At 35.7% G+C, this 24,341-nt stretch carries 18 protein-coding genes; 14 read left to right on the top strand and 4 right to left on the bottom strand.

Annotated elements, in window-relative coordinates; genetic code table 11:
• Window positions 1-24: 24 nt before the first annotated feature.
• From BKP35_RS01790 to BKP35_RS01780, 3 genes are all read left to right on the top strand, one after another.
• Window positions 25-2,034 carry a DUF4179 domain-containing protein gene (locus BKP35_RS01790; RefSeq protein WP_071311673.1) on the top strand — a complete coding sequence of 670 codons (2,010 nt, stop codon included), beginning with the start codon at window positions 25-27 and terminating at the stop codon, window positions 2,032-2,034.
• Between the two features lie 318 nt (window positions 2,035-2,352).
• On the top strand, window positions 2,353-3,000 hold the full coding sequence (gene pgmB / locus BKP35_RS01785) for a beta-phosphoglucomutase (protein ID WP_071311672.1): 648 nt from the start codon (window positions 2,353-2,355) through the stop codon (window positions 2,998-3,000).
• A gap of 74 nt (window positions 3,001-3,074) precedes the next feature.
• Window positions 3,075-5,381 carry a glycoside hydrolase family 65 protein gene (locus BKP35_RS01780; protein ID WP_071311671.1) on the top strand — a complete coding sequence of 769 codons (2,307 nt, stop codon included), beginning with the start codon at window positions 3,075-3,077 and terminating at the stop codon, window positions 5,379-5,381.
• A 157-nt stretch (window positions 5,382-5,538) separates the two neighbouring features.
• Here the strand turns inward: BKP35_RS01780 and yppF are convergent, their stop codons facing one another.
• Window positions 5,539-5,751, bottom strand: coding sequence for a YppF family protein (yppF, locus tag BKP35_RS01775; protein ID WP_071311670.1), 213 nt, complete (start codon window positions 5,749-5,751; stop codon window positions 5,539-5,541).
• 475 nt (window positions 5,752-6,226) lie between these two features.
• Between yppF and ablB the strand changes: the two genes are divergently transcribed.
• The gene (ablB, locus tag BKP35_RS01770; RefSeq protein ID WP_071311669.1) at window positions 6,227-7,042 is read left to right on the top strand and encodes a putative beta-lysine N-acetyltransferase; all 816 of its coding nucleotides are present in this window, start codon (window positions 6,227-6,229) and stop codon (window positions 7,040-7,042) included.
• A gap of 125 nt (window positions 7,043-7,167) precedes the next feature.
• Here the strand turns inward: ablB and kamA are convergent, their stop codons facing one another.
• From kamA to BKP35_RS01755, 3 genes are all read right to left on the bottom strand, one after another.
• Window positions 7,168-8,574: a lysine 2,3-aminomutase gene (kamA, locus tag BKP35_RS01765; protein WP_071311668.1), complete on the bottom strand. Its 1,407-nt coding sequence runs from the start codon at window positions 8,572-8,574 to the stop codon at window positions 7,168-7,170.
• A 223-nt stretch (window positions 8,575-8,797) separates the two neighbouring features.
• On the bottom strand, window positions 8,798-10,201 hold the full coding sequence (locus tag BKP35_RS01760; RefSeq protein ID WP_071311667.1) for a sigma-54 interaction domain-containing protein: 1,404 nt from the start codon (window positions 10,199-10,201) through the stop codon (window positions 8,798-8,800).
• A 1,007-nt stretch (window positions 10,202-11,208) separates the two neighbouring features.
• Entirely contained in the window at window positions 11,209-12,267 is a 1,059-nt protein-coding gene (locus tag BKP35_RS01755) for a polysaccharide deacetylase family protein (RefSeq protein ID WP_071311666.1), read from the bottom strand.
• A 165-nt stretch (window positions 12,268-12,432) separates the two neighbouring features.
• Between BKP35_RS01755 and BKP35_RS19305 the strand changes: the two genes are divergently transcribed.
• From BKP35_RS19305 to BKP35_RS19300, 10 genes are all read left to right on the top strand, one after another.
• Complete coding sequence (locus BKP35_RS19305; RefSeq protein ID WP_169819117.1) at window positions 12,433-12,588, top strand: hypothetical protein; 156 nt, start codon at window positions 12,433-12,435, stop codon at window positions 12,586-12,588.
• A gap of 53 nt (window positions 12,589-12,641) precedes the next feature.
• Entirely contained in the window at window positions 12,642-14,030 is a 1,389-nt protein-coding gene (gene fumC, locus BKP35_RS01750; RefSeq protein WP_071311665.1) for a class II fumarate hydratase, read from the top strand.
• Window positions 14,031-14,086: 56 nt separating this feature from the next.
• Window positions 14,087-15,658, top strand: coding sequence for a M2 family metallopeptidase (locus BKP35_RS01745; RefSeq protein ID WP_071311664.1), 1,572 nt, complete (start codon window positions 14,087-14,089; stop codon window positions 15,656-15,658).
• 23 nt (window positions 15,659-15,681) lie between these two features.
• Window positions 15,682-16,605: a dipeptidase gene (locus tag BKP35_RS01740; RefSeq protein WP_071311663.1), complete on the top strand. Its 924-nt coding sequence runs from the start codon at window positions 15,682-15,684 to the stop codon at window positions 16,603-16,605.
• 247 nt (window positions 16,606-16,852) lie between these two features.
• Window positions 16,853-17,656: a nitroreductase family protein gene (locus BKP35_RS01735; protein WP_071311662.1), complete on the top strand. Its 804-nt coding sequence runs from the start codon at window positions 16,853-16,855 to the stop codon at window positions 17,654-17,656.
• Window positions 17,657-17,658: 2 nt separating this feature from the next.
• Window positions 17,659-17,862 (top strand): hypothetical protein, encoded by a 204-nt coding sequence (locus BKP35_RS01730; RefSeq protein WP_071311661.1) that lies wholly within the window; start codon window positions 17,659-17,661, stop codon window positions 17,860-17,862.
• Window positions 17,863-18,101: 239 nt separating this feature from the next.
• Window positions 18,102-19,073 carry a YbgA family protein gene (locus BKP35_RS01725; RefSeq protein ID WP_071311660.1) on the top strand — a complete coding sequence of 324 codons (972 nt, stop codon included), beginning with the start codon at window positions 18,102-18,104 and terminating at the stop codon, window positions 19,071-19,073.
• A gap of 19 nt (window positions 19,074-19,092) precedes the next feature.
• Window positions 19,093-20,244, top strand: coding sequence for an exonuclease SbcCD subunit D (locus BKP35_RS01720; protein WP_071311659.1), 1,152 nt, complete (start codon window positions 19,093-19,095; stop codon window positions 20,242-20,244).
• Complete coding sequence (locus BKP35_RS01715; protein ID WP_071311658.1) at window positions 20,241-23,381, top strand: AAA family ATPase; 3,141 nt, start codon at window positions 20,241-20,243, stop codon at window positions 23,379-23,381. Before BKP35_RS01720 ends, BKP35_RS01715 begins: the two co-directional genes overlap by 4 nt.
• 785 nt (window positions 23,382-24,166) lie before the next feature.
• Window positions 24,167-24,334 (top strand): hypothetical protein, encoded by a 168-nt coding sequence (locus BKP35_RS19300; protein WP_169819116.1) that lies wholly within the window; start codon window positions 24,167-24,169, stop codon window positions 24,332-24,334.
• Window positions 24,335-24,341: the final 7 nt, after the last annotated feature.

The following is a 24,341-nucleotide window of genomic DNA, read 5'->3' as shown; positions in this document are numbered from 1 at the left end:
TTCACTCAGATAGGAGAGTATGCAGTGGCTGATAATAGTAAAGAACTCATCTTTGATTGGGCTAAACAAGAAAAAGTTTTCTTGTACAAGCTAGGGTATGTTTTTTTGGTTAATGAAGAGAAGGTTGAAAATGCTGTTTTTACAACAATTAAATTATTGCAAGATGAGTTTCAAACCATCGATGGCCGATTTCAAGAAAGATTCATCAATACTTTTATAAAGGAATGTTTATCACAAGAGACAAAATCAGCCGAATTAATTGTTGGAAATGATAGTTTAAAACAACTATTTAAGTTAAAAGCAACAGAAAGATATTGTGTTTATTTAAAATATATCCTTAACTTTCGTAATGACGAGGTCGCCCAGTTTTTAAATTTACGGGAGGATTCTGTGATAGATCATTTAGTTGGAGGATTCGAACAGCTTGTTATCAACTCATCCGAACAAAATAGTAAAATTCCGATACATAATCTCTTATACTATCATGAAGGAAAACTAAGTTTTGACCAATATAAGCTTGTGAATGATAAACTATCACAGAACGAATGGTATAGAGAGCTATTAGAAAAACTGATCGGTGTTATGAATGAATTACAACTATTAGGGAACGATTTAATGCCTTCACCCTATTTTTTAGAGCCAAACAAACCATTGACGGAAAAACAAATAAAGGGAAAGAAACGGAAACAACTTTTTTTTACATCGGTAGTTAGTTTTATTTTTTTGGTCGGTATTTTAATAAGTTCCATTGGTGTGGGCGAGTTAGGTATGAGGTGGAAAGTTTGGACAGCGGAAACAGTCGGGTATGGAGAAAATGTTTATGTAACTGCGATAGATCAAGATATTGAGATTACCGTCACACAAGTTGCAGCAGATGATATGCAAACGATCATTTTTTATGAAGTTAGTGATATTGATGATAAGTACCACTACGTCACTGAATTTCATTCAGATAGGTTTGAAGTTCTTGAAACAGATATATGGGACGGTAATGCCCGTGACATTCACAGTCAGCCTCGAACATTTCTAAGGTATTTATCTGAAGATGAAATAAGTGAAGGTCGCCTATTTTTACCACCTATTAAAAACGATCAAGAAACGATCACAATTCGATTTCACCAGCTAGAACAAATGAACAAAGGGTTAGACTTATGGGATCGTGAAGCAAGACACTTTCAAGATCGAGAACTTATTTCAGGTGAATGGGTTTTAGAAGTACCGATAAAAAAATATGAAGCAAAGACGATAAATGTAGATCAAACCATTAAGGTAGAAGATCATAAAGTATACTTCGATGTTTTAGAAGTGAGACCAACCGGAACTTATTTAGTATATGAGCTTGAGCCTTTAAATGGCACCGAAGATGAGTACCACTATCAAGATTTACATTTTACTAAGATTGAAGGCGACGGAAAAAGGTATCAACCAGATTATTTTCTAGACAGGTGGCGTTACGAAAGTGTTAGCCCAAATCGGTGGGTACGCACGTTTCCTTTTGAATCGATTTATTATGATCAACCGAATGAGCTTCAATTGTTTTTAGGGCGACTTGTCGTTCAACATAATGTTAATGAAGAGGTCGAAATTGACATTGAAAGTTTACCGATGGAAATTGATTTTCTCGATACGAAAATTACTTTTGCGGACGTTAAGCTAGAAAACCCATTTGCGATCGTTCTCAAAGAGGAAGAAGACGAAAATCGCGGCTATGATAGTTTCCATTTTGATTTACATCCAGACTATTATAGTTTTAGTTGGGATGGAATATCTCGGTGGGGAATGTCTTCTGAAGGTATTTATGTCGATAGTGAAGGTAATCGTTTTAGTGATTATGAAGAAGTCCTCAAAAGTGCTAACATATATGACTTTTATAATATGCGCTATATTACTACTGAACAACGGATGGAGTTTTATTTTGAAGATTTTAATATTGATGAAATAGAAGATCTAAATTTCCCAAATAAATTTATGATTCACGGTTATACAACTTCTAAAATAATTGATGAAGAAATAAAAATAAACTTAAGTGAGTGAATTTCATAATTACCAAAAATGAGCCATATCACGCAATATATAGTTTGCGAATGGTTATGAAATTCAAAAAAGTGATAAATAATGTTTTTTTGGACTGGTTTAAAATAAGCAAAGACGTGTTTTTAAATCAGTCCTGTTTTTACAACTTCAATAGAAATGGATAGCCCTGAGGCCCTCAACATTGTAAAATGGTAAATATTTTAGAGATACGAGGGAATATTGTTACAGAATAGAAAACTCATATGTAACGCTTTCTTTTTTTACCGTTGTGGAGTAAAATGTAGATGGAAATTACATATTTTATAAAGGGGGATTATATTGTTACCAGTTAAAGCTTGTATTTTTGACTTAGATGGTGTGATTGTCGACACTGCGAAGTATCATTATTTAGCTTGGAGGCGGTTAGCTAACGAGTTAGGGTTTGATTTTAGTGAAGAGGACAACGAAAGGCTAAAAGGCGTTAGTCGGATGGATTCACTTAATATTTTACTTGAAATCGGTGGAGTACAATTAGATGAAGCCCGTAAAGAAGAATTAGCTAAAAAGAAGAATGAGTGGTACGTTGAACTCATTGCTCATATGGATGATAAAGAAATATTAGCAGGAACAACACAATTTTTAACAGAACTTCAAAAAGTAGGTGTGAAAATCGCCTTAGGTTCAGCTAGTAAAAATGCAAAAACAATACTAAAGCGAATAGGTTTAATGGAAATGTTTGATGTTATTATTGATGGAACAGATATTTCTAAAGCAAAACCGGATCCCGAAGTTTTCTTATTAGGAGCAGAAGCTTTAAAAGTAGAACCAAGTGCTTGCGTTGTTTTTGAAGATGCAGTGTCTGGGGTAGAGGCGGCATTGAGTGCCGGTATGCGTGTTGTTGGTGTTGGTTCTAAGGAAACGCTTTATAAGGCAAATGATGTTGTTAGTTCGTTAGCAGAAATGACGCTAGATAGGTTAGAAAAATAACTAGCCTTTATTTTAACAAAAAGTGTGCAAACGGTTGCCTTTTAATAGTTTAATAGAAGGGGTTGTTAAAAACTATGAAACAATATTTAAAGCTAGATGAATGGTCAATTATTGAAGAAGGTTTCGATCCAGAAAACCACGAAGTGTCGGAAAGTGTATTTAGTATCGGAAATGGTCACATGGGGCAAAGGGCAAACTTTGAAGAAGACTATACAGGGAAAACACTTCAAGGAAGCTATATGGCAGGGGTTTATTACCCAGACAAAACTCGTGTTGGGTGGTGGAAGAATGGCTATCCAGAATATTTTGCGAAAGTATTGAATTCAACGAACTGGATTGGTTTGAAAATCGAAATTGATGGCGAAAACTTAGACCTGCATAACGTAAATGTAAAAGAATTTGTTCGTGAGTTAAATATGAAAGAAGGTTATTTAGAGCGAACGTTTATTGCAACGTTAAAAGAAGGAAAAGAAGTAAAGATTAATACGAAAAGATTTGTTAGCATTGTTGATAAAGAAGTAGGTACAATTCGTTACTCGGTTACACCATTAAACTTTAACGGAGAGTTAAAAGTAACTTCATATCTTGATGGTGATGTAATAAACCAAGATGCCAATTATGATGAAAAGTTTTGGGACCATGTTGCTACCGAAGTAACAAACGATTATGGATCTGTGACTGTTAAAACGAAAAAGACCGAGTTTGTGCTATGTTCGACAAAGAAAACAGAACTCGTTCATAATGGAACGAAAGTGTCGTTTGCACCTGAGCTAATTGAAAAAGAAAAATTCGTTGGACATGCGTTTGCACAAAATCTTGAACAAGGAAAAGAAACGGTTATTTATAAATATGCTTCAAATGTTACATCAAGAGATCATGACGCTTCACAGTTAATTAAAGTCGGAATGGAGAGTTTACAAGCTGCTTTAAATAAAGGCTTTGAAAAGATGGAGGAAGAACAGCGCCAAGCGTGGGCTGATAAGTGGAAAGAAAGTGACATCGTGATTGAAGGTGATGTTGCCGCACAACAAGGGATTCGCTTTAACATTTTCCAATTAAATCAAACGTACACAGGAGAAGATGATCGCTTAAACATTGGTCCTAAAGGCTTTACCGGTGAAAAGTATGGTGGCAGTACGTATTGGGATACTGAAGCTTATTGCCTACCGTTTTATTTAAGTACAGCTGATCCCAAAATCGCGAGAAATTTACTTGTGTATCGCTATAAGCATTTAGAGAAGGCGATAGAAAATGCTGAAAAACTTGGTTTCTCTGATGGTGCAGCCCTGTACCCGATGGTAACGATGAACGGCGAAGAATCTCATAACGAATGGGAAATTACTTTTGAAGAAATTCATCGAAACGGTGCGATCGCCTATGCGATTTATAACTATGTAAACTATACGGACGACAAGTCGTATTTAGGTGAATATGGATTAGATGTTTTAGTCGGAATTTCTCGCTTCTGGGCACAACGTGTCAATTACGTAGCGGCAAAAGACCAATATATGATGCTAGGTGTTACAGGACCAAATGAATACGAAAACAATGTCAATAACAACTGGTATACGAATCGTATTGCTGCTTGGACGTTAGAATATACGCTTTCTGTGATGGATTATCTTAAAGAAACAGATGCTAACCGCTATGAAGCGTTACAGAAAAAGCTAAACATCAAAGGTGATGAAACATCAAAATGGGTAGAGATTATAGAAAAGATGTATTACCCATTTGATGAAGAATTAGGAGTATTTTTACAGCAAGACGGTTTCCTTGATAAAGAGTTAATACACGTAAAAGACTTAGATGAAAAGCATCTCCCGTTAAATCAAAATTGGTCATGGGATCGCATCTTACGCTCATGCTTTATTAAACAGGCAGATGTACTTCAAGGAATGTATTTTTTAAATGATGAATTTGATATGGAAACAAAAAAGAAAAACTTTGATTTTTATGAACCAATGACCGTTCATGAATCATCATTATCACCGTGTGTACATTCGATTTTAGCTTGTGAACTAGGTTATAAAGACAAAGCGTATGAAATGTATTTACGTACAGCGCGTCTTGATTTAGATAATTATAACAACGACACAGAAGATGGTTGTCACACAACAAGTATGGCTGGAACGTGGATGAGTGTTGTCCAAGGGTTCGGTGGTTTAAAGGTTAGAAACAACCAATTAATTTTAAATCCGTTTATTCCAGGAGAGTGGAAGTCATTTTCATTTAAAATCGTCTTTAGAGGTGCATTATTAAATATAAATGTTACCGATGAAACTATTCAAATTACGAATGAAGCAGATGTAACTACTCCGCTTATCGTTCACGGCACTAAATATGAAGTGAAAGGTAACGATACATTATCCATTCAGTATTAATGAATTAAAAAGGGACTGTCCCATAAGTGTCTGACACCAGGCAAAAATCACTAAATATAGACGTATAAATTTATTATCCGTCTATATTTGGTGCCTGACGGTGTCTGACACTTTGTTTGGGATAGCCCCTTTATTATTAAAACATTATTCAATCATTTTAAACGATTTGTTCGCAAAGCTCTTCGTCAATGTAGTATTCAGGTTTGGTTGCTCCTCTTAACATTAATTCACGGAAAAGCATACGATATTCTGAAATCGAATATGTATTATTTAAATAGCATAAAGAAGCGAAATCTAATAGTTCATTGACGTTTGAGGGCTTAGCTTCCTTTTCTAAAATAAATTGTTCAATAAGTAATTTTACTACCATAATAATGAACCTCCTCCAAAACTTTGAAAATACTTTTCTTGTTTCATCTTAACACGAGATGATAGCGATCTTTTTATTTTAGAATTTTTTAACTTCAGACATTTTTTTACATATATAGTTTATTTCCGCAAGTTTTATCGACAAACTAAATATTAATGGTGTAACTTGCCCGACTTTAATTTTTACATGCTAAATGGTGACGATGAATTGTCGTTTTTGTATGAAGAATGTCCGGACGATTTCTTGAGTGAGCCTCTAAAATTCGCCAGAGGTTTACAGCGAAGCGAAAGAAATCGTCCGGCATTTACATCTTAGATGGTGACGGATATGCCGTCATGATGGTGTTGTATGAAAAGTGATGTTTATTAAAGGTATTTTTACTAGTTTTGACGTATTAAGTTAATGGTGGAGTATTTTATCCATAATATTATATTTGAATGTAGGAAAAAAAATGCTTATTAGTTGAGGTGGAAATGTGAAAAATAATCAAAACATTATTGAAGTCGATAAGGATAGCGATCGTATTGTCGCCTATGTAGTGACTGAACCGAAAGACGTTTTGGAACAATTAAATAAGTTAGAGGAAAAAGAACATTTAAGTAAAAATTTTATTTATTTGAAAAAGCAATATTTGATTTTTTTTGCAGAAGCAAATTATAAAATTGAAGGAACGATGGCACGTTTTTTTGATGGTGAAGATGCAGTTTTAGTGTCAAAGTTTTTTAATAATGAAAGAAGTCGATCGAATTCTGACGAAAAAAATAAAGAAGTATTACAAATCGTAAGTAACGATACAAAAAATTTTGAAGACATCATAAAACCAAACGATGTAACGATTGAAAGGTTATGTGAAGATGACTTACAAGGGTTAACAGAATTATATAAAAAAGTTTTTGATCAATATCCAACGAACATTTTTGATGTAAACTATTTAAAAGAAGTGATTGAGGCTGAAAAATATATTTTTGTTATTGCAAAAATCGATGGGAAAGTAGTTGCAGTAGCTTCAGCAATGTTAACACCTTATGGTGGCGCAGAAATTACCGACTGTGCTACAGACCCAGCTTATCGGGGACAGCAATTATTAACCCATATCATTATTGAATTAGAAAAAGTTCTTATATCTCGTAGTGTATACATGTTTTATTCGATTACAAGATCCGTTTCCGTTGGCATGAATATGACAGTAAAGCGACTTGGTTATCATTTCGAAGGAACTCTTATTAAAAACTGTGTCATATCTTCTGGTTTGGAAGACATGAACGTATGGACGAAAAATGTAAAAAAATAAGAGAAGGGTGTTCCAAAACAAAGTGTCAGACACCGTTAGTCACCGAAATATAGACAGATGTTAAATCTATCTGTCTATATCACCTAGTTATGTGTGGTGTCAGACACTTTAGGAACTCCCTCTATTTAAGCTTTTTCCTTCAAGGTACCTCGTTCTTTTTCTGTTTTTGATTTCCACTTTTTCTCTTTCAATAAATCTCTCTTTTGGCGTTTATCCTTTAATGAAGCATGGCTATTATCAGTTTCATAGTTTTTACGTTTATTGATCCTCTGTGTTCCATTAGGAACTAACGTCGACTTTTGCTCCTTCATTAAAGCATGAACTCCAGTTGTTGTTTCTTCTTCTTGAATATTATAGTATTCATTAAAATATTCATCCGCTGTTCCGCTTTCGTAATTATTTGGTTCCGGATAGGATGTTATCACACCTTCAAAGTTTCGCAATATCACTTTTTCAGCACTTTGAGAAATGATGTAGTTAGGCTGGACAGAAATTTTACCCCCGCCTCCTGGAGCGTCAACTACAAAAGTAGGGACAGCATATCCAGAGGTATGACCACGTAGTCCTTCAATTATTTCTAATCCTTTAGAAATAGGAGCTCTAAAGTGGCCGATCCCTTCTGATAAATCACACTGATAAATATAGTACGGACGTACTCGTATTTTTACGAGGTCATGCATTAATTTTTTCATGATGGACGTACTATCATTAATTCCTTTTAAAATAACAGATTGATTTCCTAAAGGTATTCCAGCATTCGCTAACATTTCACAAGCTTTTTTCGATTCTTCGGTAATTTCTAATGATGTGTTAAAGTGAGTATTAATCCAAACTGGGTGATACTTTTTTAACATGTTACATAAATCTTCGGTAATTCTTTGTGGAAAGACGACAGGCGCTCTTGTACCAATTCTAATAATTTCAACATGAGGAATGTTGCGTAAATTTTTCAAAATATACTCTAAGATTTGATCATTAATGAGTAGTCCGTCTCCGCCAGAGATCAAAACGTCACGGATCTCTTCGTGTTCTTGAATATAGTTAATGACAGCATCTAATTGTTTTTTAGGAACCCCCATCCCAATTTGCCCGGAAAAACGTCTTCTCGTACAGTAACGACAATACATAGAACATTGGTTAGTGACTAAAAATAACACGCGATCAGGGTAGCGGTGAGTAAGGCCTGGTACTGGTGAATCCTCATCTTCTGATAATGGATCTTCTTTATCGTATTTTTCTTTTTCGATTTCAGCTGAAATAGGAACAGATTGCATCCTAATCGGACAGCGCGGATCGTCTGGGTCCATTAATGAAGCGTAATAAGGTGTTATGTTTAACGGTATCGTCCTTGTTGATATTTGAACGCCTTCTTCTTCATCTTCCGTAAGGTTAACGACTTTCTTTAAATCTTCCACCGTTTTTATCGTATTCGTTAGTTGCCAAATCCAATCATTCCACTGTTCATCTGTAACATCTTTCCATAATTCAATCTCTTTCCAATGCCTTTTCGGTTTGTATAAATCGTATTTCAAACAAATGACCTCCTACATTCTTTGTAATGTACACTTAAATATAATGCAATAAGTGTGCCAAGTTGCTTTTTGAGTTTTTGTAAAAAATAATCACTGGATAGAGCGCTGAATTAGGTCTCAGTAAGCTTAAATAGAGCCCGACACTATTAAAAAAAACTCATTTTGAACGAACGGCTTGTTTTGTGCTGAATTTTCGGCATGAGGACAAAAGAATAGATGCCGATTATTCGGCACCTTTAAGATTATATTTTGAAATTTTATATTGTAACGTTTGTCGGGGGATACATAGTAATTTAGCTGCTTCCTTTATGTTCCAATTGGTTTCTGATAAAGCTGATTGAATGAGCCGAATTTCTGTCTTTTCCATCGTCTCTTTAAGAGGTTGTATTTTGTTTGAAGCCTTCGTGTTGACTCTTTTTAAAAAATAATCAGGCAAATGGTTATATGTGATTGTATCATTATCAACCATGTTCATAGCTGCTTCAATAATATGTTCCAACTCTCTAACATTCCCTGGCCAATGGTACGAATGAAAAAGTTCACTGACATCATCATTAATGGTAGTTACAAGTTTTTGGAACTTATAGTTATATTTTTTTATAAAATGGGAGGTTAAAAGTGCAATGTCTTCTTTTCGGTCTCTTAAAGGAGGTAGGTGGAAAGAGACGACGTTTATTCGATAATAGAGATCTTCACGAAGAACTTCTTCTTTCACACAATGTAGTGGATCTTCATTCATAGCAACGATAACCCGTGTATTAACAGAATATCCATTCGTATTACCGACACGGCGGATAACGCCATCTTCAAGGGCTCTTAATAGTTTTGCTTGCAAGTCTAAAGGCATCGAGTTTATTTCGTCTAAAAATAACGTACCACCATGCGCTAATTCGAATAAACCTGCACGGTCAACAGCTCCAGTGAAGCTACCTTTTGTAGTTCCAAACAATATTCCTTCTAATAGTGAAGAGGGGATCGCTGCACAGTTTTGCGCGATAAAAGGTTCCTCACGTCTAGGTGAACTGTTATGGATGGCTTGAACAAACAATTCTTTTCCTGTTCCTGTTTCACCACAAACTAAGATAGGAGATGGAGTTGCAGCAACTTTTAATGCAGCTTCTTTTAATTGTTCCATATGTTTATTTGCTGTGATGATATCAGTAAGTTGAAATTTGGCGTTTTCGTTATGTAATTGCAATTTTTGTTTTTTGTTCGTATGAATTCTTGCTTCTAAGTCTAATAATTTTTCTGACAATTTTTTTACTTTTGTTAGATTCCTCGCAATTTCTACAGCACCGATAATCTTTTCGTCAGAAAAAATAGGAATCGTTGTGTTTACTGTATCGACAACTTCGCCGCGTAAATTTTGATATGTTTGATGTTGGTTATAAATCGGTTTTTTAATACTTATCACTTTTAATAGTGTGCTTGTTTGTTCGCATAATGATGGAAAAACCTCTAGTAAATGTTTTCCGACAACTTCACCCATCGCAAGCCCGTCGTGACTGGCCGCAACTTTATTGTAATAAATGGTGACGCCGTTCTCATCAACAACATGAATGGCCTCATCGATACTATCTAAAATTGCTTCGAGCATTCCTGTTGTTTCAGAACGATTGTAAATCATCAAATATTTGCCCCCTTAATTAGATTAGAAATCTATTAAACATTTAAAAATCTATTTATAATTAGCTTATTTAAAAATTTCTTAATTCATTATAACATTATCATAACATGGATCATTGGACTATGAATTGTTGTGCTGGTGGGAGGGGCGTGTGCACATTATGGGGGGAGTGCGCAGTATCGTGTTGCTTCGTATTATGGGGGGAGTGCGCAGCAGTTGGGCGGACATGTACTGTGGGGTATGATGATGATTTTGAGTTACTTTTTGATGGGTGTGGCACTCGGTTGGGTCACGCAAGAAGCTCTCGCGTTACCTTTTGGTGAGTGTAACGCTTCGTTAGGTAACACGAGAAGGTCTTGCGTTACCTTTTGGGTGATGTGACGGCTTCGTTCGGGAACACGAGAAGGTCTCGCGTTACCTTTTGGGGGATGTCACGCTTCGTTCGGGCACGCGAGAAGGTCTCGCGTTACCTTTTTGGGGATGTCACGCTTCGTTCGGGCACGCGAGATCTTCTTGCGTTCCCTTTTAGTTGATGTGAAACTCGGTTAGGTCAAGTGAAAAATTCTTACGTGCCCTTTATCTGTAACCGTCAAATCATCCACACCTTCTAAAGATAATCTTTTTCTGCGAAAGAAACTGATTACTCTTCCTAACTTAAAACTAGAGAAGAGAAATCGAAACGCCGAACTGATTACTCTTCTCGACTTAAAACCAAAGAAGAGTAATCGAAACGCCCGAATGATTACTCTTCTGAGTTCAAAATCAGAGAAGAGTAATCCAAACTCCGGAATGATTACTCTTCTGAGTTCAAAATCAGAGAAGAGTAATCCAACGCTCGAATGATGACTCTTTCTTAGTTCAAACCAAGAGATGAGCGCGTGAATGATTTCTCTTCCTAGCTCAAAAAAAGAGATGAGTAATCCAAAGCATCAAATTGAGCATTCTGCACTCGCTTTTACTGCACACTCCCCCCATATCACGAAATAATTAGAAGTTTTTTACAGTAGTTAGCGAATAATTGTTTTGTTGGCTATTCCTTTGCTTTTCATCTTTTGTAGTTCATCGTCTGTAATATCACGAAAAGTGCGAAATGTATATCCGTTTTTTTTATAAAACTCAATAACGTCAGGTAAAATTTTAGCAGTCGCCTTATTAGGGACGACATCATGAAATAACGTTACGACAAGATCTTTGTTTCTTGACCCTTTTTTTATTTGCTCTATCATTTTTTTCGGTTCATTTGCGATCGGGCTTGCATCTCCGGAGGATACGTTCCAATCAATATAATGGTATCCCTTATCTCGAACATCGGCAGTTAAGTTAGGCATAAACTGTTTTCCGCCATATTGAAACGAACTATGATTGGAAGAGCCCCCTGGAAAGCGGAAAAATGGCGGTGCTTCAAATCCTAATATGGATTTATACACATCTTCAGTTTTATAAAAGTCTTTATAAAACGTATCAAAAGTGGTATATATAGCATAGTCATGCGAATATGAATGTGGTAGTACCATATGTCCATTTTCGTACGTATTGTTGACGATTTCAGGATACTGTTCCATTCGTTTGCCGATCGTAAAAAAAGTAGCTTTGACTTCATGGTCTGCTAAAATGTCTAATATTTCGTTCGTTAGCGTTGTTGGTCCGTCATCAAAGGTGAGGAATACTTTTTTATCGTTTTCATCTTTTGGGTGTTTGGCTTGAATCTCATCTTTCAAATCCTTTAATTGTGTGTTTAAATTGTTGATCTTTTCTTGTAACTGTTCTATTTCTATTTCTTGCTTGTCAATCGTTTGTTTCTTTTCATTGATGATCTTTAATTGTTGTTTTATTTTACTCGTATCTTCACGTTCATTCTGTTCTAACTGTTGCTCATTTTCTTTAAGTTCTTTATTAAGTTCTTCATATTGTTTTTCTACAATTTGAAGTTGTTTTTCTGTAGCTTTGAGTTTTTCGTTACTATATTTAAGTTCGCTCGAGCTTTGCGTAAAACCGATCAAATAAGCTAAAAAAGTAAACAGGACAATACATAAAATGATGATCGCATACAACCATTTATTTTTCATAACATAGCTCCTTTCCCCGCTGCTTTTTAATATGTTGTGTGCTATGTTAGTAAGCGCTTTTCAGGGCTTACCAAGGCTTGCTTTTTTCTTATGACCTTCTTTATTTTAGACGTTTTTTGTTAATTAATGTTACAAAACTATTGGTTTTATTTGGAGGTGAATGGATTGGATTGGCCGATTATTATAATTGTAATTTTAGCGATTTTCTTATTTATAAAAGTAATTAGTAAATTAGTTAGAATTCTTATTGGTGTAGGAATACTTGCAGCTATCGTCTATTTTTTTCTGTCATTAGATTTAGCAATGATTATGTTTTTATAAGAAGGGGAAATGTAAAAAAGATGAACAATTAACGAAAAATTGGAGGGGTAGTTTTGTCTTATCGAATTGAAAAGGATACCCTAGGAGAAATTCAAGTTCCATCAGACCGTTGGTGGGGCGCACAAACGGAAAGAAGTCGCCAAAACTTTAAAATTGGAACTGAAAAAATGCCAATCGAAATGATTGATGCTTTTTTAGTATTAAAAAAAGCTGCAGCAGTCGCCAATCAAAGGTTAGGGAACTTGGAAAATGAAAAAGCTGAAGCAATTGTTATGGCCATTGATGAGTTAAGAAGGAGTGCAAACTTTGAACATTTCCCTCTCGTCGTTTGGCAAACAGGTAGTGGTACACAATCGAATATGAATGTAAATGAAGTTGTTGCATATAAAGCAAATGAAATTTTGAAAAAAAAGAATTCAACAGTTGCAATTCATCCGAATGATGATGTGAACCGATCGCAAAGTTCAAACGATACATTTCCGACAGCGATGCATATTGCTGCACTAATTAAAGTCGAAGACGAGCTACTACCGAGTGTACAAAGCTTCAAAAGAACATTGGCAAAAAAAAGTGAGGAATTTGCAGAAATTATTAAAATAGGGCGTACCCATCTTCAAGATGCAACACCATTAACTTTAGGTCAAGAAATTAGTGGCTGGCACCGGATGGTCGAAAAGTGCGAAGTGATGATTAAAGAGGGAGTACAACATATAAAAGAATTAGCTATAGGCGGAACTGCAGTTGGGACAGGCATTAATGCACACCCTAATTTTGGTCAATATGTCGCTGAAGAAATAAATCGTTCAACAAATAAGTCGTTTATGACAGCTAAGAATAAATTCCATGCTTTAACAAGTCATGATGAGTTAGTTTATTTACACGGCTCCTTAAAAGCGTTAGCGGCCGATGTAATGAAAATTGCTAACGACATTCGCTGGCTTGCTAGTGGTCCACGTTGTGGGATTGGTGAAATTTCGATACCGGCTAACGAACCTGGAAGCTCAATAATGCCAGGAAAAGTGAATCCTACTCAAAGTGAAGCGTTAATGATGGTCGCTTCACAAGTAATAGGCAACGATGCGACGATCGGCTTTGCTGCAAGCCAAGGTAATTTTGAACTAAATGTTTTTAAGCCGGTGACTATATATAATTTCCTTCAATCAGCAACACTACTTGCTGACGCTATTCGTTCATTCGATGAAAACTGTGCGATCGGGATTGAAGCAAATCTGGATGAGATCGATAATCATTTGAAAAATTCATTAATGCTTGTTACTGCGCTTAATCCACATATCGGTTACGATAATGCGGCATCAATTGCTAAAAAAGCTCATCAAGAGGGGTTAACCTTAAAAGAGGCAGCTATAAAAAGTGGCCACTTAACCGAAGTACAATATGATCAAATTGTTGATCCGAAAAAAATGGTGACCCCGGATTTTTAGTAAGGCGAAATAATTGTACAATAATCTAGAGAACGAAAAATGGAGGGAGAATAAAGGTGTCTTTACAGCAATTTTTAGAAGAACAAAACAAAAACTTAGCAAAGCTTTATACAGAATACTCAGAAGCAAGCTGGAAAACAGCGACCACTGGAGATCCTGAGTGGCAAAAGCTTACTGTTGATCGTGGTGTTGCAATAAAATCTTACTACAGTAATAAAGAATTATTTGAGAAGGTAAAACAGTATTTGCAAGAAACGGAAATTGATTCATTACATAAAAGGCAGTTACAATCCCTTTACTCAAACCTTGTAGAAAACCAACTCCCTGAAGAAGTTTTACGAAAAATGGTAGAAACTTCAACGGAACTTAGCAGTACCTTTAACTTATTTCGAGCTACATTAGATGGAAATAAAGTTTCTGAAAATGAAATTCGTCAAATTTTAATCAATAGTAATGATTTAGATGAAAGGAAAAAAGCATGGGAAGCAAGTAAGCAAATAGGAAATGAAGTTGCCGAAAAAGTGATTTCATTAGTAAAGATACGTAACGAAGCAGCTCTAAAGCTAGGTTTTAAAAACCATCATGAGATGGCGTTCAAACTAAAAGAATTAGATCGAGACGAGATTTTTTCAATGTTTCAATCATTAAAAGACCAGTCTGATGAATCTTTTGCAAAAGTGAAGGGTGAATTAGATGAAGAGTTAGCAGAAAGGTTTGGAATTACGGTTTCAGAATTACGCCCATGGCATTATGCCGATCCTTTTTTCCAAGAGGCGCCTCCGGCCAAAGATTTAAATTTAGACCAATATTATGAAGGCAAAGATATTGAGCAAATCACTGTCGATACGTTTACAGCGATGGGACTTGACATAACAGATTTATTGGAGAAAAGTGATTTATACCCACGTGACAAGAAAAATCAGCATGCGTTTATGTCTAACATCAATCGTGACGGTGATATTCGCGTGCTTTGTAATATTAATCAGTCGGATTATTGGATGGCTACAATGCTACATGAATTTGGTCATGCTGTTTATGACAAGTACGTTGATCAAAACTTACCGTTTATGTTGAGAGGTTACTCTCACATTTTAAGTACTGAAGCTATTGCGATGTTTTACGGAAGAATGTCAAAAAATCCAAACTGGCTTGAACAGTTCGCAGGCGTTCCTAAAAATGAAGCAGAAGAAATTACTCCAAAACTAAAAAAAGCCTTGCAAAGACAAATGCTCATAGCAGGTCGTTGGATTATAACGTTCGTATTTTTCGAAAGGGAACTCTATGAAAACCCAGATCAAGATTTAAATGCACTTTGGTGGAAAATAGTAAAGGAAGTCCAGTTTGTGAACCCGCCTGAAGGTCGAGATGAACCTGATTGGGCAGCGAAAATTCACTTTACGATCGCACCTGTTTATTACCAAAATTATTTACTAGGAGAATTAACAGCTTCTCAACTTCATCATTATATTGAAAAAAATGTAACCGAAGACTTTTTCACTCATGATGTAGGTACATTTTTAAAGGATCAATATTTTATCCACGGTGGTCGCTATCATTGGAATGAAAAAATCGAAAAAGTAACAGGTGAGAAATTAAATCCACGATATTTTGTTGAGCAGTTTATGTAAAATAGTTAGGGGAGAGTGCTACGGTGAAAATTATTGATACACATTGCGATGCATTATTAAAGCTTTGGGAAAATAAAGAACGATCTTTTACAAATAGTCCAGAAGTAGATACAAATGTAGAAAGACTGCAACAAGGAAATGTCAAAGGGCAGCTGTTTGCGATTTTTATCGAACCAGAAACTCCTTCTGATGAAAAATACAAACTAGCCTTAGAGCAAATTGACATTTTCCACCGTGAAGTCGTTGGTAAGCACGAGCAAATTAAAAAAATTGAAAATTGGTCTGATTTTAACACGTTGCAAGATGGAGAAATTGGAGCCGTGTTAACATTAGAGGGTGCAGATGCCTTCGGAAACGATATTAATAAGTTAAAACACCTTTACGATTTAGGGGTTAAATCGCTCGGGTTAACGTGGAACAATGCTAACTTAGTAGCAGATGGTGTTGGCGAAAGCCGTGGTGCTGGTTTATCGGACTTCGGTAAAGAAGTAGTTCAGCTAAATAATGCTCATCAAGTACTTACAGACGTTTCACATCTAAGTATAAAAGGATTTTGGGATGTGATGGAATTATCGAAATACCCGATCGCTACTCATTCAAACTCAATTACATTGTGTAACCATCGTCGGAATTTAAACGATGATCAAGCAAAAGCAATGTTTGCCAATAACGGATTAATCGGTATTGTTTTTACCCCACCATTTATTAGTGAAACGGGGGAAGCAACAATAGCAGATGTGATTCGTCACATCGAGCACTTTTGTTCACTAGGGGGCGAAAAACATATTTGTCTTGGCTCTGATTTTGATGGCATCACTAAATATGTGAAAGGGTTGGAAAACTCTTCTAAATATCCAAAATTAGTTCAGGAATTATTAAAGCATTACACAGAAGAACAAGTAGCGGGCTTTTGCTATCAAAACTTCATGAACTTTATTCCAAAATAATAATGAAAATGACAATGAATACTTAATCGTATCAAATAACGCGTTCATTAATTCCTTACACAAAACTATTAATATAATTAAAAAGGTCTGTTCCATCAGTGTTAGACACATTGTTTTGGAACAGACCTTTTCCATATTAAACATGGTGTAATGTCATGAACGTTTTGTATGCTTAAAAATTTCAGCTCTCTTTTAGATATGCTATAATATTTATGGAATTGTATCGAGATTTAGGTGGTGGTTAACGTTGACGTTACCGTTTGAAAGTTGGTTTAAAGTAATTGAGAGTCGACGTTCGAGAAGAACATTTATTTCAAAACCAATTGAAGATGAAGTTATTGAAACATTGAAAAAAGTAATAAGTCAATTAAATAAACTACATAAAGATGTTAGCTTGAAATTAGTAGACAGTGCTCCCGATCAAATTTTGAAAGATGTAGTAGGTCCTTACGGGAAAATTACCGGAGCACCTACTTATATTGCTGTAGTTGTACAAAATATCGATCCGTTCAGTATGGAAAAAGGTGGATATATGGGACAAGCTCTTGCTTTAGAAGTTACTGTACAAGGCTTGGCAAGTTGTTGGGTAGGGGGAGTTTTTAATGAAAAGAGCTCTAAAGAAGTAAAACTTAAAAAGAATGAGAAGATAATTTCAGTTCTGCCGATCGGCTATGCTAGAAAAAACTATAGTTTTACAGAAAAAATGATGAGTCGAGTCGGTGACTACCAACAACGAAAGCCTCTTTCCGAGTTAGTTGAAGGTATGGAAGCAGATAAGTGGCCTACATGGATTGAAGCCGCTCTTCAAGCAGCTCGGCTTTCTCCATCCGCTTATAATCGTCAACCTGTGCGTTTCGTTATCGGAGAGGATTATTCTATTACTGTAAAGTTAGACAAACCAGACGAAGAAACAAATGTACCGAAAGAAATCGATCGCGGTATAGCGATGCTTCATATTGATCTCGCATTAAAGCACCACAACATCAATGGAGAATGGCACTATTGCGACAGCAAAAGAGAAGTCATTTTTAAAAAAGTTGAGGAGCAGTAATTATGAACAATAAAGTTGCAAGAGTTTTATTTGTTATCGGTGTATTGACAATTATTTTCGGTGGTGCCGTGGGTGTTTTCTTAATGCTTTCAGATTTCACTGGCTTACTATTTTTTATTAGTGCAGTTGTCAGTGGCGTTTTCGTTATCGGCTTTTCAGAAATCATTAAGCTTTTGGATGAAATTAATAAAAAGATAAAGAGTTAGGTAGTTGGTTAGTTAGTTTGTTGGTTAGGGAAGCGCATGATATTTACATACAAGGTAATGATGGGAATTCAGGCATGGTGGCTTTTTCGTCTTAGACGGTGACGTTGCATCGCCATGGGGGTTTGTATGGAAAAAGAAAGCGCTGATCGATGTTTTTTATATAATCCACCGTTACAGGAAATAATGAAAAAGTATTTAACTGAGTGAATTTCATAATTTGAATGTAAATGGAGGAGCAAATGAGCGAGTTCGTTAAACCAAAGGTTGTAGTAAGCAAATGTTTAGAATTTCAAGAGTGTCGTTACGATGGCGAAATCATTCGAGATCAAACCGTTCGTAATTTAATGCCTTACGTACAGTTTATTCCTGTATGCCCAGAGGTGGAAATAGGATTAGGAACGCCTCGCGATGTAATTCGCGTAGTTGATGATCACGGCTTAGATACTCTCGTCCAGCCAGCAAATAATCTAGACTTTACTCATAAAATGAACCAATTTTCCGACCAGTTTTTAAGTGAAGTTGGTGATATTGACGGTTTTATTTTAAAAAACCGCTCACCGAGTTGTGGTATTAATGATGTGAAAGTATATAGTGGTATAGAAAAGTCCCCGGTTGTGCGCACTAGTAGTGGATTATTCGGCAAAAAAGTACTTGAAGAGTTTTCACATTTAGCCATTGAGGATGAAGGAAGATTAAAAAATTTTATGATACGTGAACATTTTTTTACGAAACTATTTGCGATCGCCCAGTTTAAAAAGTTAAAAAGCGAGGGTCTGTTAGCCGACCTCGTAGAGTATCATGCTCGTAATAAATACTTATTCATGGCTTATCAGCCAGCCGTTTTAAAAAAACTCGGAAATATTGTTGGCAATCATGATAAGAACCCTTTACAAGAAATCTTTACTTTATATGAAAAGTATTTATATAACTTATTTGCAAAATTCCCGAAATACACATCAAATATTAGTGTTAGTCAGCATTTATTTGGCTATTTTTCGAAAGAATTATCAACAAAAGAAAAACAATTTTTTATACAAATGATTGATAAATATCAAAAAAAGAAAGTCCCACTTAGTAGTGTAACAAGTCTATTAAAATCGTGGGCAATTCGCTTTGATAATCCATATTTACTAAAACAATCGTATTTTGAGCCGTATCCAGAAAAGCTAATTGAAATTAGTGACTCTGGAAAGGGGAGAGATTATCGATAAAAAAACGGGGGAAGATACTATGAAGTTTATTCATACAGCCGATTGGCATTTAGGTAAACTCGTTCACGGAATTCATATGACAGATGACCAAAAAAGTATGTTACAGCAGTTTATTAAAGTGGTTGAAGAAGAAAAGCCTGATGCAGTGATTATTGCTGGGGATTTATATGATCGTTCGGTCCCACCTACAAAAGCTGTCGACTTATTACACGATGTACTTTATACCATAACGACGGAGCTTAACACGCCGGTTTTAGCGATTTCCGGGAACCATGATAGTGCGGAGCGGATTCATTTTGGGAACCAACTTTTTCGAAAGAGTGATTTGTATATTGAAGGGAAACCGACACTAAATCCAAAGGCAGTGCAAATAAAGGGAGTTAACTTTCACTTAATCCCGTATTCTGATCCTGGAACGATCCGTTACTTGTACGATGACGATTCGATTGTAAACCATGAGGAAGCGATGAAACGAATTGTTGCTTCACTCGAGGAGTCGATGAATCCAAATGAAGCGAACGTTTTCGTTGGACATGCTTTCGTCTTAGGGGGAATGCAATCCGATTCAGAGCGAACTTTGTCCGTTGGGGGTTCGGAATGTGTAAATGCCGATGTTTTTTCGCCGTTCGATTATACAGCGTTAGGACATCTTCATAGTCCAAGTGCAATTAATCATCCGACAGTTCATTATTCAGGTTCTTTAATGAAGTACTCTTTTTCTGAAGCGAAGCAAAATAAGTCGATATCGATCGTTACGATGGAAGAAAACGGTCAATTCAATGTAGAGTATAAAAGTCTAGTTCCTGAGCGCGATATGAGAATTGTCGAAGGACATTTAGATGAATTGTTAGATGTTAGCTTTTACCAAAGTCAACAAGTAGAAGACTACTTAAAAATATCATTACTTGATGAAGGGGCACTCATTGACCCGATCGGCAAACTACGTTCAGTTTATCCGAATGTTCTTCATTTAGAGCGGAAGATAGAACAAAAAGATGCCAAAAAAACGAGTCAGTTCCATATAGATACGAATAACGGGCGTGACACAATCCATTTATTTAATGATTTTTATCAAGAAATGACAACTAATAGTTTTACAGATGAAAAGAAAGAAGTCATATCCGCCATCATTAATAATGTTGGTGCAAACAAGGGTGGTGGTTGTAAGTGAGACCATTAAAATTAACGATGCAAGCGTTTGGGCCGTATGCTAATAAGCAGGAAGTGGACTTTACACAACTAGGAGAAAAAACAATGTTTGTTGTTTCAGGCGCTACAGGGGCCGGGAAAACGACAATTTTTGATGGAATCAGTTTTGCTATTTATGGTAGAGCAAGTGGTGACGACCGGGGCGGTAGTGACCTTCGTAGTCAATTTGCTGATGACGAAACATTGACAGAGGTTACACTTGAATTTCAATTAAGGGAAAAAAGGTATTTCATCAAAAGAAGTCCACAGCAAGAAAAGAAAAAGTCAAGAGGCGAAGGAACAACAACCCAAGGAGCAAAAGCCGAACTTTATGAGTTAGGTGACGAAGAGACATTACTTGCGGCGAATGTTCGTGATGTTGAAGAAAAAATCAATGAAATTATGAAAATTGATTGCCATCAGTTTCGCCAGATTATGATGATCCCTCAAGGCGAATTTCGCAAGTTATTAGTTTCTGATAGTAAAGATAAAGAGAAAATATTACAAAAGCTTTTTCATACTGAGCACTATAAGCGTATTGAAGATGCACTTAAAGAAAAAGCTGGTCAATTGAGAAAAGAAGTAGAGAAGAGCGTCCATGAACGCAGCACCTATATAAGCCGTATTCAAGCTGAAGGAAATGATCATTTACAGCATTTATTAAAAGAAGATCATATAAATATAGAGCAATTGTTGGAGCATTTATCAATCTTAGTTAAAGATGATGAGGCAAAGCTAAAAGGCTTCAGTAATGAGATCACTAGTAGAGAAGAAAAGCGTCAGTTTATTGAAAAAGAAATTCACCATGGAAATCATTTGATCGAACAATTAGAAGCGAAAGAACGTATTCTTTCGCAAAAAGAGCAATTGCAATCACAAGAACAGGAATTTGAACACGTAAAAGAAAAGATTCAATTAGCGAACAAAGCACTAGTTATTGCTCAGCTAGAAGAGCAGTGTCTTGAAATCGATCGTCAAGTAGTGACGAAAGACCAAGAATTAAAAAATGCTAACAACCTTTTAGATAAATTAAAAAGTGAATTGCAACATAAGGAATCGAAGTTAAAAGTTGAGGAAGATAAAGTTAGTGAACGTGAAGCTTGCCAAAAAGGGATTAATGAGTTACAAGCACTAGAGAAAGATATTCTTTCCTTTTCGACGGTTGAAAAAGATGTAAACCTTTTAGGTAAGCAATTAAGTAAGATGAGTTCCGAGAAGGAAACGTTAGAAGAACAACTTGTAACGATTGAAGAGAGGTCGGAAGCTCTTTTACAAGAAAAAGATAGTATCAATGAAGCAAAGCTCGAAAAATCAGACCTTTCAATGAAATTAGTCAAAGAAACGACGATGCTCGAAAAAATTCGTGAATTATTAAAAAACAAAGCGAAGTTAATTAGTTTTGAAAAGCATTTCTCCGCTTGTGAAGATGATAGAGAAGATCTCGAAGACGAGTTAGAGGAAGAAAATGAACGCTTACAAGAACTTTTTGATGCTTGGAATAAAGGGCAGGCTTCGTTATTAGCACAAAAATTAACGGAAGAGGACCCTTGTCCTGTTTGTGGCTCAAAGCACCATCCAGATAAAGCAAATTTACATGAAGGTATGCCTACAGATGAAGAAATTAAAGAAGTACAAAAATCTGTTAAACAGTTAGAACAAAAAAAGCAAAAATTAGATGCGTCTTACTATGAAGCTAAGTCTCAGTTTGAGACGCAAATGGATTTAGTAATTGCACTTGCAGATGAAGTAAGTGAACAGCTCCCATATCAATTGCGCTCTTATGCTTTAGAAGAACTAGAAGAGCAGTGTGATCATCAATGTTTAGCGTTTAAAAATAAATTAAATGAACTTGAAGCAAAAACGAAAAAAGCTGAACAAGTAGAGAGTGACATTCATACCATTAATGAAAAAAGACATAGTTTGAAAGCTCAATTAAGTAAAGTGGTTGAACAATATGAAGGTCAATATACATCCTATGTTGAGAAGCGAAGGGATCTTGATCGACTGTCTGAAACAATTCCAGAAAGCTTGAGAAATGTGGAAGAGTTTAAAAAGAAGTTAACGGGTGAACAAGATCGAATGAATGCATTACAATCTGCATTACATAACGCTCAAAAAGCTGTCAATGAATCACTGCAGCAGATTGCTTCGGCGGAAGGAACAATATCTTCACTACAAAAGGTCGTTTCTGAACTAGCGAATAGACAAAAACAATTAAAGAAGGCATTTAATGAGAAATTACAAGAAGTGGGGTTTAATTCGCTTATTGAATATAGTCAAGCGAAGTTACCAGAAATTGAAATTCGTAAATTAGAAGCAAGTGTACAAGCTTATCGCGAAGAGGTTCGTTCTGTAACAGATCGTTATAACGAATTAGTTACACGTCTAGAGGGTGTAGAAAAGCCTGATCTTGAGAAACTGTATGAGCAATTGAACGCAATTAATACTGAAATTGAACAACTTCAAGAAAATAGAAACATTCTATACCATAAAGTCAAAACGAATAGTAGCATTATCGTTGCGATTGAAAAAATCAATAGTGAGATCGCTTCTGTTGAAGAGCAGTATAAAACGGTAGGAGAACTTGCCAATATTGCCACAGGTAAAAATACGTATCGAGTAACATTTGAACGATATGTTTTAGCGGCATTTTTAGACGAAATTTTAGTTGCAGCGAACGCTCGACTTAATAAAATGACAAGTGGACGCTATGAGCTACAAAGAAAAACAGAACGTTCAAAAGGAACTGCTCAAAGTGGTCTTGAGCTACTTGTTTTTGATCAATATACAGGAAAGACCCGTCACGTGAAAACTTTATCTGGCGGGGAAAGCTTTAAAGCTTCTCTTTCTTTAGCATTAGGGCTAGCTGATATAGTACAAAGCTTTTCTGGAGGAGTATCGATGGAAACGATGTTTATCGACGAAGGTTTTGGAACTTTAGATGCTGAGTCTTTAGAAAATGCGATTGAAACATTAGTTGAGATTCAAAGTACCGGTCGACTTGTAGGGATTATTTCACACGTTCCAGAACTAAAAGAACGTATCGATGCCCGATTTGAAGTGCTATCTACACAAGCAGGAAGTATTGTGGAGTACTATGGAGATACGATCTCGGGGTAAATACGAATGTTAGAGTGTTGAAAATTTCAGTTTCACAAAAAGTGTCAGTTCATCAAGGTGGCTACTACGTATAGACGTGAGAACGACTATGTTTAGTGGCTGCCGGTGCTGACACTTTTTTTGGATGCACTTTTTTAGGCGACCAAAAGAACAAATGATCCCGATATCGCTTTGTATTCTTCCCAAATCATTGTTGATATAGGTATTGATCTCATTTTTTATCTCCTAAATCTTTAATGTACATTAGGATTTATTGAATTTCAGCATTCAATATTATCGCCATTAAATATCTATATGTAGTTGCGTTAAGTCGCTCGCAATTACATATAGTTTGATATAGCTCAATTTAGGTAATTATGAAATTCTCTCGTTTGTGAACATATTGAAGATATTGTTCCCTGATGGTCGTTTATTAATGATGCGCTGTCATAAACGTTACTTTTGACACATAAGCTTTTTCTAAACCTATCGTTATTACAAAACGTTCATGACGGCATATCCGTCACCATCTAAAATGTAAAAGGAGGGCGATTTCCTTCTCTTCGCTGTAAACCTCTAACGAGTTTTAGAGGCTCGTTCAGAAAATCACCCACCTTTTTTCATACAAAAGTTTCTTAACGTATAAAAAAACTTTTCACTTCTTACAGTGAAGGTTTTTCTATAAACGTATTAATGAATTTCATCATTTAATGATCGCCATTAAGTATTTAAATACAGTTGCATTAAACCTCTCGCAACTACATCTAGTTTGATATGGCTCAATTTAGGTAATGAAATTCACTCACATGAAAACAAAATCTAAAGAAAATGGAGTGTTGTTATTCATGGAAAATAGGAAGCGAATTAGAAAAACGGTTAGAATGGTTTTACGAGATGTTAGAAAAGAGCGATTACAAAAAGAGGAACTTAGCTACGCAAGAGCAAAAGTAATTCGTAAAGAAAGTAATGATTAGTAACTAT

The sequence above is a fragment of the Anaerobacillus arseniciselenatis genome, assembly GCF_001865995.1.
Classification (GTDB): Bacteria; Bacillota; Bacilli; order Bacillales; family Anaerobacillaceae; genus Anaerobacillus; species Anaerobacillus arseniciselenatis.
Note: the sequence above shows the minus strand (reverse complement) of the source record. Positions and strands in the feature narration are given on the sequence as shown.

Coding starts and splice junctions, on each gene's coding strand:
- BKP35_RS19300 (WP_169819116.1), top strand. CDS start 24,167: ATGAAAACAAAATCTAAAGAAAATGGAGTGTTGTTATTCATGGAAAAT.
- BKP35_RS01730 (WP_071311661.1), top strand. CDS start 17,659: ATGAACAATAAAGTTGCAAGAGTTTTATTTGTTATCGGTGTATTGACA.
- yppF (WP_071311670.1), bottom strand. CDS start 5,751: ATGGTAGTAAAATTACTTATTGAACAATTTATTTTAGAAAAGGAAGCT.
- BKP35_RS01755 (WP_071311666.1), bottom strand. CDS start 12,267: ATGAAAAATAAATGGTTGTATGCGATCATCATTTTATGTATTGTCCTG.
- BKP35_RS01720 (WP_071311659.1), top strand. CDS start 19,093: ATGAAGTTTATTCATACAGCCGATTGGCATTTAGGTAAACTCGTTCAC.
- BKP35_RS01780 (WP_071311671.1), top strand. CDS start 3,075: ATGAAACAATATTTAAAGCTAGATGAATGGTCAATTATTGAAGAAGGT.
- BKP35_RS01725 (WP_071311660.1), top strand. CDS start 18,102: ATGAGCGAGTTCGTTAAACCAAAGGTTGTAGTAAGCAAATGTTTAGAA.
- BKP35_RS01760 (WP_071311667.1), bottom strand. CDS start 10,201: ATGATTTACAATCGTTCTGAAACAACAGGAATGCTCGAAGCAATTTTA.